This is a genomic window from Bradyrhizobium sp. Ken64, from assembly GCF_055807555.1.
In genome coordinates this window covers 132,557-148,133 of the sequence record NZ_JBVVPA010000001.1, presented here as the reverse complement: position 1 = coordinate 148,133, position 15,577 = coordinate 132,557, and the positions used below count along the sequence as shown (strand labels likewise).

Sequence of the window (15,577 nt, the reverse complement as noted above, 5' to 3'; positions counted from 1 at the left end):
ACCGTCGCGCCCCGATACGCGGCCGCACGATGCATCGGAGCGTTGTGGGCAGCGGAGCATTTTGCTGAAATGAGCGTCACAGGCGAACACGCAGGCAAGCTGCACCAGCTTCGTCGGCCGACCTTTACCGAACTGTATCTGCCAAAGCTCGTCACCGTGTGGCGTGAGGGCTACGGCTGGTCGGATTTCCGCGCCGATGTGTTCGCGGGCCTCACGGTCGCGATCGTCGCGCTGCCGCTGTCGATGGCGATCGCGATCGCCTCGGGCGTGACGCCGGATCGCGGACTCTACACCGCTGTTGTCGGCGGCTTCATTGCGTCACTGCTCGGCGGCAGCCGGTTCCAGATCGGCGGTCCCGCCGGCGCCTTCATTGTGCTGGTTGCGGCGACCGCCGACCGTCACGGGGTCGACGGCGTGATCCTGGCTACGCTGATGGCGGGCCTGTTCCTGATCGCTGCGGGCTTCCTGCGGATCGGCACCTATATCAAGTTCATTCCGTATCCGGTGACGGTCGGCTTCACGGCCGGCATCGCCGTCATCATCTTCGCCAGCCAGCTGCGCGATCTCGGCGGGATCACGCTGGTGGCGAAGGAGCCGAGCGAATTCGTTCCGAAACTCGTCGCGCTCGCCGGCGGCCTGCACACCGTCAATCCGTCGGCCGTCGCGGTCGCGATCGTCAGCATCGCCATCATCGCCGGCCTGCGGCGCTGGCGCCCGTCCTGGCCGGGCATCCTGATCGCGGTCGTGCTCGCGGCGGTCGCATGTGCCGTGCTGTCGCTGCCGGTCGAGACCGTCGGATCGCGCTTCGGCGGCATTCCGCGCGAACTGCCCTGGCCGGCCTTGCCTGCGTTCTCGCTCGCGAAGGCGACCGCCGTGCTGCCGGATGCGATCTCCTTCGCGCTGCTCGCGGCAATCGAATCGCTGCTGTCGGCGGTGGTGGCCGACGGCATGACCGGACGCCGTCACCGCTCCAATTGCGAGCTGGTGGCGCAAGGCGCCGCCAATGTCGGCGCGGCGCTGTTCGGCGGCATCTGCGTCACGGGGCTGATCGCGCGCACCGCGACCAACATCCGCGCCGGCGCGCGGGGGCCGCTCGCGGGCATGCTGCATTCGGTCTTCCTGCTGCTGTTCATGCTGATCGCTGCGCCGCTCGCGAGCTACATCCCGCTGGCCGCGCTCGCCGCCGTGCTCGTCGTGGTGGCCTGGACCATGGCAGAGAAGCACGAATTCGCGACGCTGCTGCGCTCGTCATGGGGCGATGCCGTCGTGCTGCTCGCAACCTTCCTGCTCACCATCTTCCGCGATCTGACCGAAGGCATTCTGGTCGGCTTCGCGCTTGGCGCGGTCCTGTTCATCCATCGCATGGCGGAGATGACGGGCATCGAGGAACGTTCGCCGCTGGTCGCCGCCGATCGTCCCGACGACGATAATGGCGGGCGCGTGCCTTACGACCCCGCGCTCGCGGTCGATCGCGACGTGCTGGTCTATCGCATCACCGGTGCGTTCTTCTTCGGCGCGGCCTCGGCGATCGGCAGCGTGCTCGACGGCATCGCCGGCAAGCGCAAGGGGCTTGTGGTCGATTTCGCCGACGTGCCGTTCCTGGATTCGACCGCGGCCAACGTGCTCGGCCGCGTCGCCGCCAAGGCCCACCGCCAGGGTATCCGGCTGTTCATCACGGGGGCATCGCCAACGGTTCGCCGCGCGCTGCTCACCCACGGCGTCACGCCGCCACGCGCGCGCTATCGCGAGACCATCGCGCGTGCGGTCGCCGACATCAAGGGCGGCGCGGCGCACCCCGCGGCCAGTGAGGCGGGCACGACCTGACGTCGAGCCTCTTCCGATCCGGCCCGCGCGCTTGACAGCGCCTGCGGGACGCGAAATGGATCGCCTCCGAAACGATCCCAGGGGAGGACGACCGTGACCAAGGCTCCCGCAGCCTGTCTGATCGGATGGCCGGCCGCGCATTCGCGCTCGCCGCTGATCCATCGTTACTGGCTGCGCACGCTCGGGATCGAGGGCGGCTATGTCATCGAGGCGGTTCCACCGGATAATTTGCGCGACTTCGTGTTGCGGCTGTCGCTGCGCGGCTTCGTCGGCGCCAACGTCACCATCCCCCACAAGGAGGGCGTGCTCGAGCTCTCGACGCCCGATGCCCGCGCGCAGGCGGTCGGTGCCGCCAACACGCTGTGGTTTGCGGACGGCGAGCTGCGCTCGACCAACACCGACGTCGAGGGCTTTATCGGCAATCTCGATGCCAGCGCGCCCGGCTGGGACGCAGCCAGCGAGGCGCTGGTGCTCGGCGCCGGCGGCTCCGCGCGCGCCATCGTGTTCGGGTTGCTCGAACGCGGCATCAGCTGCGTGCATCTCGCCAATCGCACCATCGGCCGGGCCGAGATGCTTGCAAGGCAGTTCGGGCCGAAGGTGCATCCTGTTGCGTGGGACGGCATCGACGACATTCTGCCGCGCGCAAAACTTCTCGTGAATACGACCTCGCTCGGCATGCACGGTCAGCCTTCACTCGACCTTGAAGTGGCGCGCCTGCCGGATGGTGCCGTGGTCGCCGATCTCGTCTATGTCCCGTTGGTGACGCCGCTGCTCGCGGCCGCAAAGGCGCGCGGGCTGAAGACCGCCGACGGGCTCGGCATGCTGCTGCATCAGGCGGTCCGCGGCTTCGAGCTGTGGTTTGGCCAGCGACCGCAGGTCACGGCAGAGCTGCGTGCGCTGGTCGAGGCCGATCTCACAAAGACTTGAGAGAATAGCGCGTAACCTCCGGAGTTCTATGTCCGTAAGGGCGATAGGGACAATCGGAGACCATCATGTCTGTTCAACGTGCAACTTTCACACGTCCGCTCATCGCCGTCGCGATGGTGGCCGTCTCGACCCTCTCGGCACTTGCGCAAAGGGCGCCGGTGCCGACGCGCGTGCGCGGCACGATCGAAAGCGTCAATGGCGACACGATGCAGGTCAAGGCGCGCAGCGGCGAGGATGTCAAGCTGCACATCGCCTCCGACGTGAACGTGTCGGGCATTACCAGGATTTCACTTGCGGACATCAAGCCCGGCTCCTTCGTCGGCGCCACCACCGTGCCGGGACCGGACGGCGGCGCGAACGCGGTCGAGGTCCACGTGTTTCCGGAGAGCATGCGCGGCACCGGCGAGGGCTCGCGCCCCTACGACCTCAAGCCCAACTCCAGCATGACCAATGCGACCGTGGCGGAGAGCGTGGTCGGCAATGACGGCCATACGCTGCTGGTCAAGTACAAGGACGGCGAGAAGAAGGTGTTCGTTGCCGACAATACGCCGGTGGTGACCTTCGTGCCCGGCGACAAATCCGATCTCAAGGCCGGCGCCAAGGTGATCGCCTTCATGAAGCAGCTGCCGGACGGCTCGTTCGAAACCAACCGCGTCAGTGTCGGCCGCGACGGCCTGACGCCGCCGATGTGAGCGGAGAATAACAACATGTCCAAGAGAACCTGGATATCACGTATTGGCGTGGCCGCATTCGCCGCCTGCATCGTTACGTCATCCGCCCTGGCGCAGCAGCCGTCGACGGTCCGCATCCGCGGCACCATCGAGAGCGTCGACGGCAACACGCTTGGCATCAAGACCCGCGAAGGCAGCGACGTGAAGGTGCGCATGACCGACAACGTCGCCGTCTTCGCGGTGGTGAAGACGTCGTTGTCGGAGATCAAGGACGGCTCCTATATCGGCGTTACCGGCCTGCCGGAGCCCGACGGCACCCAGAAGGCGATCGCGGTGCACATCTTCCCCGAAAACCAGCGCGGCGCGGCCGAAGGCTTTCGTCCCTGGGACGCGCGCGCCAACTCGACCATGACCAACGCCACCGTGGCGCAGACGGTGAAGGGCACCGACGGCCAGAACATCACGGTGAAGTACAAGGACGGTGAGAAGAAAGTCGTGGTGCCCCCGGACACGCCGATCGTCACCTTCGTCGCCAGCGACAAATCCGAGCTCAAGCCGGGCGCCAAGCTGATCATTTTCGGTGCGGTGAAGAAGGACGATGGTTCGCTGGAAGCCAACCGCGTCAACGTTGGCAGGGATGGGGTGACGCCGCCGATGTGAGGCGAGAAATATAGAGCGCAACTGCCGCAACAAATTCCACTGTCGTCCCGGACAAGCGTAAGCGCAGATCCGGGACCCATAACCACAGGGAGAAGTTGTTGCGCGATGCAGGTTGCTCCGAGTCCCCCGTAACCACGCTTCCCTGTGGTTATGGGTCCCGGATCAGCGCTCCGCTTCGCTGCGCTTGTCCGGGACGACAGCTGTTATTGCAGCTGCATCCCGGTAGACGCTCACATCGCGATGATATGCTCGTCGATCTCGTCAATCCTGTTGACGCCGCACAGGCCCATGGTGGTGAGCAGCTCCTTCTGGATGATGTCGATCGCCTTGGCGACGCCGGCCTGGCCGCCGGCGCCGAGGCCATAGGCATAGGCGCGGCCGATCATGCAGGACTTTGCGCCGAGCGCGAGCGCGCGCATCACGTCCTGACCGGAGCGGATGCCGCCGTCGAACATGATCTCCATCCTGTCACCGACCGCCTCGGCGATCTCGGGCAGCACCTCGATCGATGACGGCGCGCCGTCGAGCTGACGGCCGCCGTGGTTCGAGACGACGAGAGCCTGCGCGCCGGTCTTGGCGGCTTCCTCGGCGTCCTCGACGTCCAGAATGCCCTTGATGATCAGCTTGCCCGGCCAGATGCTGCGGACCCATTCGACGTCCTTCCAGTTCAACGACGTGTCGAACTGCGACGCCGTCCACTCGGCGAGGCGATTGAGGTCCCCGGTGTTCTTCACATGGCCGGCGATGTTGCCGAAGGTGCGACGCTTGCCTTGCAGCACGCCGGAGACCCAGGTGGGCTTGCTGGCGAAATCCAACAGCTTCGAGAGCGACCATTCCGGTGGAACCGTCATGCCGTTCTTGATGTCGGCGTGGCGCTGGCCGATCACTTGCAGGTCAACGGTCAGCACCAGCGCGGAGCACTTCGCCGCGATCGCGCGCTGGATCAATTCCTTGATGAAGCCGCGGTCTTTCATCACGTAGAGCTGGAACCAGAACGGCTTCTCGACACTGGCCGCGATGTCCTCGATCGAGCAGATCGACATCGTCGACTGCGTGAACGGGATACCGGCGGCTTGCGCGGCGCGGCAGGCAAGGATCTCACCATCGCCATGCTGCATGCCGAGCAGGCCCACCGGCGCGAGTATCAGCGGCATGGTCGAGGGCTCGCCGAGGATCGTGGTGGAAGTGTCGCGTTTGGAGACGTCGACCAGGATGCGCTGGCGGAACTTGATCGCCTGCATGTCTTCGCGGTTGGCGCGCAGCGTTTCCTCGGCGTAGGAGCCGCGGTCGCAATAATCGAAGAAGGCCTTCGGCACGCGGCGCTGATGCAGTGTGCGAAGATCGTCGATACAGGTGATGTGCTTCATGAACGTTTCCCCGGCCCGTCTCGTACTGGAAGAGTCTTGCATCGGAGGACTCTTGCATCGGAAGATCGAGGGGTCATCTAGCATGGTTGGATGCAGAGCCAAATCGTTTGCAAATCCTTTGTGGAGAGGAGGGCGCCATGACCAGGCCGCACACCGGACCGACGCCGGAGGAGATCAAGGAGAAGCATGATCTCGAGGACGCGCTGGAAGAAGGTCTGGAAGAGACCTTTCCGGGCTCCGATCCCGTCAATGTCACCCAGCCGGCGCCGAGCCGCGCCGACGGCCATGTGAAGCGCTCGGACTAGGCGCGGTTCCGCCCTGTTCCGGCGTCCTCGCTGGAAATATAACGTTAACAGCACCTTACCGGCACCGGGGTACGCCCGGTTCCGTAATGATTCATCATATTTTTTGAAGCCAAGTTAGCCGCGATGGCTTTATAAGACCTCAGCAAATCAGGGATGCGGGTCCCGCCAGGGCACCCGCAGGTTGTATTGGGGATCCCTGGTTGTCGCGTGGGGGACGAGATGAGCCGCAAATATTTCGGGACGGACGGGATCCGGGGCCGCGCCAACGGACTGATCACGCCGGAGCTCGCGCTCAAGGTCGGGCAGGCCGCAGGCCTGGCGTTTCAGCGCGGTGACCACCGCCACAGGGTCGTGATCGGCAAGGACACCCGCCTGTCCGGCTACATGATCGAATACGCGATGGTGGCGGGCTTCACCTCGGTCGGCATGGACGTGCTGCTGGTCGGCCCGATGCCGACGCCCGCGGTCGCGATGCTGACCAAGTCGATGCGCGCCGATCTCGGCGTGATGATCTCCGCCTCGCACAATCTGTTCGAGGACAACGGCATCAAGCTGTTCGGCCCGCAGGGCTTCAAGCTCTCCGATGACGTCGAGAAGCAGATTGAGCAGCTGCTCGACGAGCCCATCGACAAGCGTCTCGCCCAGAGCGCCAGTCTCGGCCGCGCCCGCCGCATCGACGGCGTGCATGACCGCTACATCGAATTCGCCAAGCGCACGCTGCCGCGCGATCTGTCGCTCGACGGCTTGCGCGTCGTGGTCGATTGCGCCAATGGCGCCGCCTACAAGGTGGTGCCGGAAGCGCTGTGGGAGCTGGGTGCCGACGTGATTCCGATCGGCGTCGAGCCCGACGGCTTCAACATCAACAAGGAATGCGGCTCCACCTCGCCCGAAGCGCTGTCGAAGAAGGTCCGCGAGATGCGCGCCGACATCGGCATCGCGCTCGACGGTGACGCCGATCGCGTCATCCTGGTCGACGAGCGCGGCCACGTCGTCGACGGCGACCAGCTGCTCGCGGTGATCGCGCAGAGCTGGAAGGAAGACGGCCGGCTGTCGCGATCGGGCATTGTCGCTACTGTAATGTCGAACCTCGGGCTCGAGCGCTTCCTCAATGCGCAGGGGCTCGAACTCGTGCGCACGCCGGTCGGCGATCGCTACGTGCTCGAGCAGATGCTGAACGGCGGCTACAATCTCGGCGGCGAGCAGTCCGGCCATATCATCCTGTCCGACTACGCCACCACCGGCGACGGCTTCGTCGCCGCATTGCAGGTGCTTGCCGTGGTGCAGAAGCTGCGCCGGCCGGTGTCGGAAGTCTGCCACCGCTTCGATCCGCTGCCGCAGATCCTGAAGAACGTCCGTCACAAGGGCGGCAAGCCGCTCGACAATTCCGACGTCAAGTCGGCGATCTCCGACGGCGAGCAGCGGCTCAACGGCCACGGCCGCCTGCTGATCCGCTCCTCCGGCACCGAGCCGGTGATCCGCGTCATGGGCGAGGGCGAGGATCGCATCCTGGTCGAGGACGTCGTCGATACCATCGTCTCCGCGCTCGGGCAGGCCGCGGCCTGAGGCGCTACGCGAGAACGATCGTAGCCCGGATGGAGCGCAGCGAAATCCGGGAATCCTGCAACAAGCGAACGGCCCCGGATTGCGCTTCGCTCCCTCCGGGCTACGAACTCCCGCAAGGGATGGAGCGAAGCGCATCCCAGCCATGGGGGTTTGGCGGTGGATCGGTCGCCGCGTGCATCGTAATCAGCTTGTCGCAGCAATCTGCCGCGCCCGCCGGGATGCTCCATTGAACAAGCCTGTCGTCGTCTCAGAGGAAACGCTGACCGAGCCCGTCATCGTCGGTGACGTCGCGCCCGCCGCTAAAGGTGCCGCGGGGCCGGCCTATGTCGTGCTGGCCGGCATCAGCTTCTCGCACTTCCTCAACGACACCATGCAGTCGCTGATCGCTTCCGTGTATCCGATCCTGAAGGACACCTACGCGCTCGACTTCGCGCAGATCGGCATGATCACGCTGGCCTTCCAGTTCACGGCCTCGCTGCTCCAGCCGGTGGTCGGTCACTACACCGACAAGAAGGCGCAGCCCTATTCGTTGTCGATCGGCATGGCCTCGACCTTCTTCGGTCTGTTGCTGCTCAGTGCCGCCCACCAATATCTGGTCATCCTCGTCGCCGCCGCGCTGGTCGGCCTCGGCTCGGCGGTGTTTCATCCCGAATCGGCGCGCATCGCGCGGCTCGCCTCCGGCGGCCGGTACGGCTTTGCGCAATCGGTGTTCCAGCTCGGCGGCAGTTTTGGCACCTCGATGGGACCGGTGCTCGCCGCGCTCATCGTCGTGCCGTTCGGGCAGGGCAGCATCGCCTGGTTCTCCTCGATCGCCTTCCTCGCGATCCTCATCCTCTGGCGCATCGGCCGCTGGTACGAACCGCAGATCAAGGCGAAGAAGACCGCGGTCGCTCAAGCCCATCCCGACGCGCCGAACTCGCGTCGCGTCGTCGTTGCGCTCCTCGTGCTGGTCGCGCTGCTGTTCTCGAAACAGCTCTATGTCTCGAGCCTGTCGAGCTACTACATCTTCTATCTGATCGACCGCTTTGGCGTGTCGACCCAGGCGGCGCAGATGTATCTCTTCATTTTCCTCGCGGCGAACGCGGTCGGCGCTTTTCTCGGTGGTCCCTTGGGTGATCGCTTTGGCCGCAAGATCGTGATCTGGATTTCGATCCTGGGGGCGCTGCCGTTCACGCTGGCGCTGCCCTATGCCGGGCTCTATGCGAGCGCGGTGCTGTCCGTGGTCATCGGCCTGATCATCTCCTCGACGACGTCGTCGATCATCGTGTTCGCGCAGGAGCTGGTACCGCATCGCTTCGGCATGATCTCCGGCGTATTCTTCGGTGTCGCGTTCGGCATCGGCGGCCTGGGCGCCGCCGTGCTCGGCAAACTCGCCGACCACACCTCGATCGCCTTCGTCTACCAGGTCTGCGCTTACCTCCCGGCGATCGGCCTGCTTGCGGTGTTCCTGCCCAAGCTGCCGCGGCACGGGCGTTAACATATCCTGTCTTGCTGCAACGCGGCTTCATACATCGTTAGGAAATGCGGCGGCGGCGTCGCATTTGGCGCTGCATTTCTGCAACGCTCGCGCCGCCCGCGCGTGTGAGTTGAGAAAAAATCAACCTTAAAAATTAGGGTTAAGTGGCGCTTAAACATTTGCTGGCATCGTCCGGGACGTGAGTTTCCAGAACGTGAGGCGCCGTATTTGCCTCACCGGCCAAAAGGACGAAGCCAATGCGTAGCGTTAAGTCTCTCCTTGCCGCGGGTGCGGCAACCCTGATCTCCTCGATGGCGTTCGCCGCCGACATGCCGATCGCGGCGCCCCCTCCGATGTACGCTCCCCCGGCTCCGCCCGCCGACTTCGGCGGCTGGTATCTGCGCGGCGACGTCGGCATGACCAACCAGCGCGCCAAGAGCATCGAGGGCGCCGTAGCGCCTGGGTTTACGAAGACGACGGAGGGACTCGGCTTCGACTCGGCGACGCTGTTCGATCTCGGTGTCGGCTACCGCTTCAACAACTGGTTCCGTGGCGACGTGATCGGCCAGTACCGGGGCAGGGCCAATCTGCACGGCAGCGACAACGTCATTGGACCCGGCTTCGTCGGCGTCAACAATTACAGCGGCAGCAAGTCCGAGTGGGTCGTCATGGCGAATGCCTATGTCGATCTCGGCACCTGGTGGTGCATCACCCCGTTCATCGGCGCCGGTGTCGGCGGCTCCTACAACAAGATTAGCGGCTTCCGCGACGACGGCGTGTCGTACAGCCCGCTGCTCAACAACAGCGTCGCCTACTTCGCCGACAACGGAAAGTGGAACCTCGCCTGGGCCGCCCACGCCGGTCTCGCTTACAAGGTCAATCCCGGGTTCACCGTCGAACTGGCCTACAGCTACATGAACCTCGGCGATGCGGCGCCCGGCAACTACCGGTTGTTCGACAACAGCGCCTCGGGTCCGTCCACGATCAAGATCAAGGAGCTCACCTCGCACGACATCAAACTCGGCGTGCGCTGGGATCTCAGCAGCCCGCCGGCCTACATGCCGCCGCTCGTCACCAAGGGCTGATCGGCAGCCTGATTGGTTAGGACTTCTTAACGGCGCGGGATCATCCCGCGCCGTTTTGCTTTGCGTATTTTTCATGGCGCGCGGCGACGAAAGGCTCCGGCGCAACCATTGGTTAAGGTTAACGAGCCATGATCACGAGCGAAAGTTCGAGTTCGATGGAGCGTTCGATGCGTAGGCTTTTATTGGCGGCGGCGATGTTGGGGACGGTCTCTGCGGCGCACGCGGCCGATCTCTCCGACTTGCCCATACTGCGCGGCAGCTTCACCGACGGCCTGAGCAAGTCCGGCGTCAACTGGCAGGGAAGCTATATCGGCGTTCAGGGCGGCTACGGCTCGTCGGACGAGAACTTCAAGGGCTCGACCAGCAACATGATGGCGGCGTTGTTGGCCGATACCTTGATCGAAAGCGAGATGGGCGTATCGCAGTGGAATCTCGGACTTGGCAAGGCGTCGCAACGCACCAGCGGCTACGGCGCTTTCGTCGGCTACAATGCCCAGTGGGACGATGTCGTACTCGGCCTTGAATTCAGCTACCTGCACGGCAAGTTCGGTGGAAGCGCGTCAGCCTCGGAGCGCCGCGTCAGCGCCGTCGCCCTGTCCGACGGCAATTTTCACGACGTCACGGCGACCTCCACGTCATCGATCAACATCAACGACATGGCGACATTCCGCGGCCGCGCGGCTTACGCCTGGGGATGCTTTCTGCCCTACATGTTCGCGGGTCTCGCACTCGGAAATGCCGACATCATCCGCACGGTCAGTGCGCAGGACCGCATCAGCGCGACCCTGATAGGCCCTTATACTACACTCGCGCCGCTGAGTTCGACGGACGCCCAGCATAACCATTTGATCTACGGCTACAGCGCCGGTCTTGGTGTTGACGTCAATCTGGTCGGTGGCCTGTTCTTCCGCGGTGAGTACGAATACATCCGCTTCAGCTCGGCGGTCGACACCAGCATCAATACCGTCCGCGCGGGCCTCGGCTATAAATTCTGACGCGCCAGCGCGGGCCGATTGACAGGCCGCCTCCGTCCTGATGCTCTGTCGCCGAATGCGCGGGGGCAGCGATGCGGATCTACGGCGATACCAATTCCGGGAATTGTCTGAAGGTGAGGTGGGTCTGCGACAAGCTCGCGCTGCCCTACCAGTGGATCGAGATCGACACCCGCAAGGGTGAGACCCGCACGCCGCAATTCCTCGAGATGAACGGTGCCGGCCAGGTGCCCACCATAGCCTTCGAGGACGGTCGCACGCTGGCGCAATCCAATGCCATCATCCGCTATCTCGCGCGCGACAGCGCGCTCATTCCGCGCGATGCCTTCACTGCCGCCAAGATGGACGAATGGCTGTTCTGGGAACAATACAGCCACGAGCCCTATATCGCGGTGTGCCGCTTCCAGCTCGTCTATCTCGGCAAGGACGCCTCCGAGCTCGACCCCGAAAAGGTCAAGCGCGGCTATGCGGCGCTCGATCGCATGGAGCAGCATCTGGCGGCAAACCGCTTCTTCGCCGGTGATGACGTTTCGCTTGCCGACGTCTCGCTGCTTGCCTATACGCGCGTCGCGCATGAAGGCGGCTTCGATCTCGGTCGTTATGCCGCCATCCGCCGCTGGATCGGCGAAGCCGAGACCTTTCTCGGGCTTCCTAAGGTGCGCTAAGGCGCGCTGAGGCAGGAGTAACTTAATGAACGCCGAATCCGTCTTCATTCGTCCCGCGCGCCGCGAGGATGTTGCTGCGATCGTGGCGATGCTCGCCGACGATCATCTCGGGAGCGCACGCGAGCGCGTGGAAGATCCGTTGCCTGCGTCCTATTACGAGGCATTCGTGCGGGTCGAGCGCGATCAAAATCTCCAGCTCGTGGTTGCCGAGAGCGAGGGCAGGGTGGTCGGCTGCCTGCAGCTCGCGATCCTGCCGGGTCTCAGCTCGCAAGGCGGCCTGCGCGGTCTGCTCGAAGACGTCCGCGTTGCTTCCGATTGCCGCAGCCACGGGATCGGCGAGCAATTGGTGCAATGGGCGGTGACGGAAGCGAAAGCGCGCGGCTGCAATCTGGTCGAACTGCTGACGCACCAGACGCGAACGGATGCGCAGCGCTTCTACAAGCGGCTTGGGTTCACGGCGAGTCACGTCGGCATGACTGTCCGCTTTTGACGCAGCATGCTATGAGCCTTGCGCGATCAGCTAAATCCGATCGCGCATACGTTCATATTAAGAGCTGATAAACCACCGCTACGGCGTTCACGTTGGTGAAGGAACGAACGGTGCTACGGGACGTCGAAACCGGGCTCGATCGGTTCGGGGATTTCGATGACAAGCTATTCGATGATCAAGGTCGGCAACGACTACGTCGTGCAGGCCAATGACAAATGCATTTTGAAAGTCGGCAGCCGCCGCCGCGCCGCGCAATTGATCAGCGAAGCCACGGACTTGCTGAACGCACTCGCCGCCGTCGAATCCCCCAAAATCGCGCCGGAGGCGCCATCACTCGCGCGTGAGGCCCCGGAACTTCCTTGACGACCCTTCCCGATTCCCGTATCAGCCGCGGCGGGACACCTCCCCCCAACGGGAGGCTTACTATCTGGAAGGGTAGACGATGACTGTAGCGAAGCCCGCTTCGCGGCCGAACGTGCCGCATTTTTCCTCCGGCCCCTGCGCCAAGCGCCCCGGATGGAATGCCCAAAATCTCAAGGACGCAGCGCTCGGCCGTTCGCATCGCGCGAAGGTCGGCAAGACCAAGCTCAAGCTCGCGATCGATTTGACGCGCGAAGTGCTTGAAGTGCCCGCCGATTATCGCATCGGCATCGTGCCGGCCTCCGATACCGGCGCGGTCGAGATGGCGCTGTGGTCGCTGCTGGGTGCGCGTCCCGTCACCACGCTCGCCTGGGAATCCTTCGGCGAGGGTTGGGTCAGCGACATCGTCAAGGAATTGAAGCTCAAGGACGTCACCAAGCTCAACGCGGCTTACGGTGAACTCCCCGACCTCTCCAAGGTCGATCCGAAGTCCGACGTCGTTTTCACCTGGAACGGCACCACGTCGGGCGTGCGCGTGCCGAATGCCGACTGGATCAGCGCGACCCGCGAAGGTCTGACCATCTGCGACGCCACCTCGGCCGCCTTCGCGCAACCCCTCGACTGGGCCAAGCTCGACGTCGTCACCTTCTCCTGGCAGAAGGCGCTCGGCGGCGAAGCCGCGCACGGCATGCTGATCCTCTCGCCCCGCGCGGTGGAGCGGCTCGAAACCTACAAGCCGGCCTGGCCGCTGCCGAAGATTTTCCGCATGACCAAGGGCGGCAAGATCAACGAAGGCATTTTCGTCGGCGAGACCATCAACACGCCGTCGATGCTCTGCGTCGAGGATTATCTCGACGCGCTGAACTGGGCCAAGTCGATCGGCGGCCTGAAGGCGCTGATCGCGCGAGCCGACGCCAACACCAAGGTGCTCGCCGACTGGAAGGCGAAGACGCCCTGGATCGACTTCCTCGCCAAGGACGCCGCGATCCGCTCCAACACTTCGGTGTGCCTGAAGTTCACCGATCCCGCGATCACCTCGCTCTCCGAGGACGCGCAGGCCGACTTCTCCAAGAAGCTGGTGGCGCTGGTCGAGAAGGAAGGTGCCGGCTACGACTTCGCCTACTACCGCGATGCGCCCGCCGGCCTGCGCATCTGGTGCGGCGCCACCGTCGAGGCCAGCGATGTCGCGCTGCTGACCCAGTGGATCGACTGGGCCTTTGCCGAGACCAAGGCCACGCTCGCCAAGGCGGCGTAGTTTTTTTTACCTCTCCCCGTTCTTACGGGGAGAGGTCGGGTCGCGCAGCGATCCGGGTGAGGGGCTTTCTCCGCGAGCACCTCGCCTGTGGCTGCCCCTCACCCCGTAAGAACGGGGAGAGGGAGAGCAAAGAGCTTCCGAGCAATTCCCCATTCCGGCCCTCAGGCCGATCTCCCTCTAGGGACGGCGAAGGACACATTCCCATGACCAAACCCAAAGTTCTCATTTCCGACGCGCTCTCTCCCGCCGCCGTTCAGATCTTCAGGGATCGCGGTGTCGAGGTCGACTTCCAGCCCAATCTTGGCAAGGACAAGGACAAGCTCGCCGAGATCATCGGCAATTACGACGGCCTCGCGATCCGCTCGGCGACCAAGGCGACCGCGAAGATCCTCGAGAAGGCGACCAATCTCAAGGTGATCGGCCGCGCCGGTATCGGCGTCGACAATGTCGAGATTCCCGCCGCCACGGCCAAGGGCATCATCGTGATGAACACGCCGTTCGGCAATTCGATCACGACCGCCGAGCACGCCATCACCCTGATGCTGGCGCTGGCGCGCGAGATTCCGCAGGCTGACGCTTCGACCCAGGCCGGCAAATGGGAGAAGAACCGCTTCATGGGCGTCGAGATCACCGGCAAGGTGCTCGGCGTCGTCGGCTGCGGCAACATCGGCTCGATCGTCGCCGACCGCGCGCTCGGCCTGCGCATGAAGGTGATTGCGTTCGATCCGTTCCTGTCGCCCGAGCGCGCCAGGGACATCGGCGTCGAGAAGGTCGAACTCGACGACCTCTTCAAGCGCGCCGACTTCATCACGCTGCACACGCCGCTGACCGAGAAGACCAAGAACATCATCGACGCAGCCGCGATTGCCAGGATGAAGAAGGGCGTGCGCCTGATCAACTGCGCCCGCGGCGGCCTCGTCGACGAGCAGGCCGTGGTCGACGCTTTGAATTCCAAGCACATCGCGGGCGCCGCCTTCGACGTCTTTGTCGAGGAGCCCGCCACCGCGAACGTGCTGTTCGGTCATCCCAACGTGATCTGCACGCCGCATCTCGGCGCGTCCACCACCGAGGCGCAGGAGAACGTCGCGCTTCAGGTCGCCGAGCAGATGTCGGACTATCTGCTCACCGGCGCGATCTCGAATGCCGTCAACTTCCCCTCGATCACGGCGGAAGAGGCGCCGAAGCTGAAGCCGTTCATCGCGCTCGCCGAAAAGCTCGGCTCGTTCGCCGGACAGCTGACCGAGAGCGGCATCCTCAAGGTCGAGATCACCTATGAGGGCCACGTCGCCGAGATGAAGATCAAGGCGATCACCTCCGCCGTGCTGTCCGGCCTGCTGCGGCCGATGCTGGGCGAAGTCAACGTCGTCTCCGCGCCCGTCGTCGCCAAGGAGCGCGGCATGGTGGTGGACGAGATCGTCCGCGCCGCCCAGAGCGACTATGAAAGCCTGATCACCGTCACGGTCACCACCGAACGGCAGGAGCGGTCGGTCTCGGGCACGGTCTATGCCGACGGCAAGCCGCGCCTGGTCGACATCAAGGGCATCCGCGTCGACGCTGAATTCGGCAAGTCGATGATCTACGTGACCAACGAGGACAAGCCGGGCTTCATCGGCAAGTTCGCGAGCCTGCTCGGCGATGCCAAGATCAACATCGCGACCTTCCATCTCGGCCGCGTCGCGCCGGGCTCCGATGCCATCGCGCTGATCGAGGTCGACGGCGCGGTGCCGGCCGATCTGCTCGCCAAGGTGCAGGCCCTGCCGCAGGTCAAGCAGGTCAAGGCGCTGACGTTCTGAGTAACTGTCATTCCGGGGCGCGCGTAAGCGCGAACTATGGTGCGCGATTGCGCACCTGAGAATCTCGAGATTCCGGGTTCGATGCTGCGCGTCGCCCCGGAATGACGCCGATCGTATATTCCGACCCGCGGAACAACGCCGCCCTCTCGCGAGGGCGGCGTTTT

15 protein-coding genes are annotated in these 15,577 nt (G+C 64.3%); 14 read left to right on the top strand and 1 reads right to left on the bottom strand.

Going from position 1 to position 15,577, the window contains the following annotated elements; translation table 11 throughout:
- Positions 1 to 69: 69 nt before the first annotated feature.
- From AC0L2F_RS00710 to AC0L2F_RS00695, 4 genes are all read left to right on the top strand, one after another.
- Positions 70 to 1,824 carry a SulP family inorganic anion transporter gene (locus tag AC0L2F_RS00710; RefSeq protein WP_473247167.1) on the top strand — a complete coding sequence of 585 codons (1,755 nt, stop codon included), beginning with the start codon at positions 70 to 72 and terminating at the stop codon, positions 1,822 to 1,824.
- A 93-nt stretch (positions 1,825 to 1,917) separates the two neighbouring features.
- Complete coding sequence (locus tag AC0L2F_RS00705; protein ID WP_473247166.1) at positions 1,918 to 2,751, top strand: shikimate dehydrogenase; 834 nt, start codon at positions 1,918 to 1,920, stop codon at positions 2,749 to 2,751.
- 65 nt (positions 2,752 to 2,816) lie between these two features.
- A complete protein-coding gene (locus AC0L2F_RS00700; RefSeq protein WP_473247165.1) occupies positions 2,817 to 3,443 on the top strand; it encodes a hypothetical protein in 627 nt (208 codons plus the stop codon).
- A 15-nt stretch (positions 3,444 to 3,458) separates the two neighbouring features.
- Positions 3,459 to 4,082, top strand: a complete 624-nt coding sequence (locus AC0L2F_RS00695) for a single stranded DNA-binding domain-containing protein (protein ID WP_473247164.1) — start codon at positions 3,459 to 3,461, stop codon at positions 4,080 to 4,082.
- 230 nt (positions 4,083 to 4,312) lie between these two features.
- On the opposite strand, the gene AC0L2F_RS00690 is transcribed toward AC0L2F_RS00695, so the two are convergent.
- Entirely contained in the window at positions 4,313 to 5,449 is a 1,137-nt protein-coding gene (locus AC0L2F_RS00690) for an alpha-hydroxy acid oxidase (protein WP_473247163.1), read from the bottom strand.
- Positions 5,450 to 5,586: 137 nt separating this feature from the next.
- On the opposite strand from AC0L2F_RS00690, the gene AC0L2F_RS00685 reads away from it, so the two are divergent.
- The 10 genes from AC0L2F_RS00685 (at position 5,587) to serA (ending at position 15,413) form a co-directional block, all read left to right on the top strand.
- Positions 5,587 to 5,754 (top strand): hypothetical protein, encoded by a 168-nt coding sequence (locus AC0L2F_RS00685; RefSeq protein WP_007614753.1) that lies wholly within the window; start codon positions 5,587 to 5,589, stop codon positions 5,752 to 5,754.
- A 219-nt stretch (positions 5,755 to 5,973) separates the two neighbouring features.
- Complete coding sequence (glmM, locus tag AC0L2F_RS00680; protein WP_473247162.1) at positions 5,974 to 7,317, top strand: phosphoglucosamine mutase; 1,344 nt, start codon at positions 5,974 to 5,976, stop codon at positions 7,315 to 7,317.
- 226 nt (positions 7,318 to 7,543) lie between these two features.
- Positions 7,544 to 8,794: an MFS transporter gene (locus AC0L2F_RS00675; protein WP_473247161.1), complete on the top strand. Its 1,251-nt coding sequence runs from the start codon at positions 7,544 to 7,546 to the stop codon at positions 8,792 to 8,794.
- A 236-nt stretch (positions 8,795 to 9,030) separates the two neighbouring features.
- A complete protein-coding gene (locus AC0L2F_RS00670) occupies positions 9,031 to 9,858 on the top strand; it encodes an outer membrane protein (protein ID WP_007614746.1) in 828 nt (275 codons plus the stop codon).
- 167 nt (positions 9,859 to 10,025) lie between these two features.
- The gene (locus AC0L2F_RS00665; RefSeq protein WP_007614744.1) at positions 10,026 to 10,853 is read left to right on the top strand and encodes an outer membrane protein; all 828 of its coding nucleotides are present in this window, start codon (positions 10,026 to 10,028) and stop codon (positions 10,851 to 10,853) included.
- Positions 10,854 to 10,924: 71 nt separating this feature from the next.
- Entirely contained in the window at positions 10,925 to 11,515 is a 591-nt protein-coding gene (locus AC0L2F_RS00660) for a glutathione S-transferase family protein (protein ID WP_473247160.1), read from the top strand.
- Positions 11,516 to 11,540: 25 nt separating this feature from the next.
- Positions 11,541 to 12,005, top strand: a complete 465-nt coding sequence (locus tag AC0L2F_RS00655; protein ID WP_473247159.1) for a GNAT family N-acetyltransferase — start codon at positions 11,541 to 11,543, stop codon at positions 12,003 to 12,005.
- A gap of 171 nt (positions 12,006 to 12,176) precedes the next feature.
- Positions 12,177 to 12,368: a hypothetical protein gene (locus AC0L2F_RS00650; protein WP_231170993.1), complete on the top strand. Its 192-nt coding sequence runs from the start codon at positions 12,177 to 12,179 to the stop codon at positions 12,366 to 12,368.
- 79 nt (positions 12,369 to 12,447) lie between these two features.
- Positions 12,448 to 13,620, top strand: coding sequence for a phosphoserine transaminase (locus tag AC0L2F_RS00645; RefSeq protein WP_473247158.1), 1,173 nt, complete (start codon positions 12,448 to 12,450; stop codon positions 13,618 to 13,620).
- A 203-nt stretch (positions 13,621 to 13,823) separates the two neighbouring features.
- On the top strand, positions 13,824 to 15,413 hold the full coding sequence (serA, locus tag AC0L2F_RS00640) for a phosphoglycerate dehydrogenase (RefSeq protein ID WP_473247157.1): 1,590 nt from the start codon (positions 13,824 to 13,826) through the stop codon (positions 15,411 to 15,413).
- The last annotated feature ends 164 nt before the right edge of the window (positions 15,414 to 15,577 follow it).

Coding starts and splice junctions, on each gene's coding strand:
- AC0L2F_RS00660 (WP_473247160.1), top strand. CDS start 10,925: ATGCGGATCTACGGCGATACCAATTCCGGGAATTGTCTGAAGGTGAGG.
- AC0L2F_RS00670 (WP_007614746.1), top strand. CDS start 9,031: ATGCGTAGCGTTAAGTCTCTCCTTGCCGCGGGTGCGGCAACCCTGATC.
- AC0L2F_RS00665 (WP_007614744.1), top strand. CDS start 10,026: ATGCGTAGGCTTTTATTGGCGGCGGCGATGTTGGGGACGGTCTCTGCG.
- glmM (WP_473247162.1), top strand. CDS start 5,974: ATGAGCCGCAAATATTTCGGGACGGACGGGATCCGGGGCCGCGCCAAC.
- AC0L2F_RS00685 (WP_007614753.1), top strand. CDS start 5,587: ATGACCAGGCCGCACACCGGACCGACGCCGGAGGAGATCAAGGAGAAG.
- AC0L2F_RS00710 (WP_473247167.1), top strand. CDS start 70: ATGAGCGTCACAGGCGAACACGCAGGCAAGCTGCACCAGCTTCGTCGG.
- AC0L2F_RS00690 (WP_473247163.1), bottom strand. CDS start 5,449: ATGAAGCACATCACCTGTATCGACGATCTTCGCACACTGCATCAGCGC.
- AC0L2F_RS00650 (WP_231170993.1), top strand. CDS start 12,177: ATGATCAAGGTCGGCAACGACTACGTCGTGCAGGCCAATGACAAATGC.
- AC0L2F_RS00695 (WP_473247164.1), top strand. CDS start 3,459: ATGTCCAAGAGAACCTGGATATCACGTATTGGCGTGGCCGCATTCGCC.
- serA (WP_473247157.1), top strand. CDS start 13,824: ATGACCAAACCCAAAGTTCTCATTTCCGACGCGCTCTCTCCCGCCGCC.
- AC0L2F_RS00700 (WP_473247165.1), top strand. CDS start 2,817: ATGTCTGTTCAACGTGCAACTTTCACACGTCCGCTCATCGCCGTCGCG.
- AC0L2F_RS00655 (WP_473247159.1), top strand. CDS start 11,541: ATGAACGCCGAATCCGTCTTCATTCGTCCCGCGCGCCGCGAGGATGTT.
- AC0L2F_RS00645 (WP_473247158.1), top strand. CDS start 12,448: ATGACTGTAGCGAAGCCCGCTTCGCGGCCGAACGTGCCGCATTTTTCC.